At 57.3% G+C, this 873-nt stretch carries 2 protein-coding genes; one reads left to right on the forward strand and one right to left on the reverse strand.

Going from position 1 to position 873, the window contains the following annotated elements; translation table 11 throughout:
• Positions 1–539 (reverse strand): AraC family transcriptional regulator ligand-binding domain-containing protein (locus tag A3730_RS24330; protein ID WP_197477611.1); only part of this gene is annotated, 539 nt, incomplete at its 3' end.
• A gap of 158 nt (positions 540–697) precedes the next feature.
• Between A3730_RS24330 and A3730_RS24335 the strand changes: the two genes are divergently transcribed.
• Positions 698–873, forward strand: a 176-nt coding sequence (locus A3730_RS24335) for an SDR family NAD(P)-dependent oxidoreductase (protein ID WP_156501333.1), incomplete at its 3' end; no start/stop codon positions are given.

Raw genomic sequence — 873 nt, forward strand, 5'->3', positions numbered from 1 at the left:
TAATCGGGTTCCGGGTAGGAAAAACGCAACTCACCAATCACATCCAGCCCGGGCACCAGTTTTTCACCCATGAAATGGAAGCTGGAAAACAGGCTTTCCATGATCAGCGGTGCCAAATCACCCAATGCCAACAGCTCGTTGATCTGCATCACGGCCATGTCGCCATCGGTAAAGGTTTCCAGCTGCACCAGGGTGCTGCGGGTACGGAAATATTTCACCGCCAGCTCCAGCGCCTCTCCCAGAGTGGCACTGCTCATGGCCGCATAGCCAAGAAAACCATGGGACGACAGAGTCATGGACGCACCCAGCTCCCAGCCCAGCCAGGGCTCACCGGATAACGCCATAGCCCGTGTCGCCACCACTTCAAAATCCTGGGCGGTGATGCGCGCCTGGGGATCACGCCAGCAACCGGGCTCAATACGGGTGTCTGCCAGCAACGTTTCCGTGGCCACACCGCGTCGGGACAACACATCCAGCAACAACGCCAGATATTCTGCTGATACGGAGTACTCCGTAGGGTCCATTTTTAGAATTGTCATGACTGCATTCCGATTACGCTGCACTGGCCCCAAATGACCGAATAGGCAACCATAGCGTCACCACGCGGTGCTGACAAGTAACTCACGTTTACTTGCCAACAAACCAAGCGCTTGCTAGGTTCCTTCTTTATCTGGATACAGGCTCGGGAGAGAGCAGCATGAGCACACCATCACTAAAAGGGAAAACCCTGTTCATCACCGGCGCCAGCCGCGGCATTGGCAAGGCCATCGGGGTGCGCGCCGCCCGCGACGGCGCCAACATCGTCCTGTTCGCCAAAACCACCGAACCCCACCCGAAACTACCCGGCACCCTGTACACCGCCGCCGAGGAAAT

Source organism: Alcanivorax sp. HI0044 (assembly GCF_001634945.1).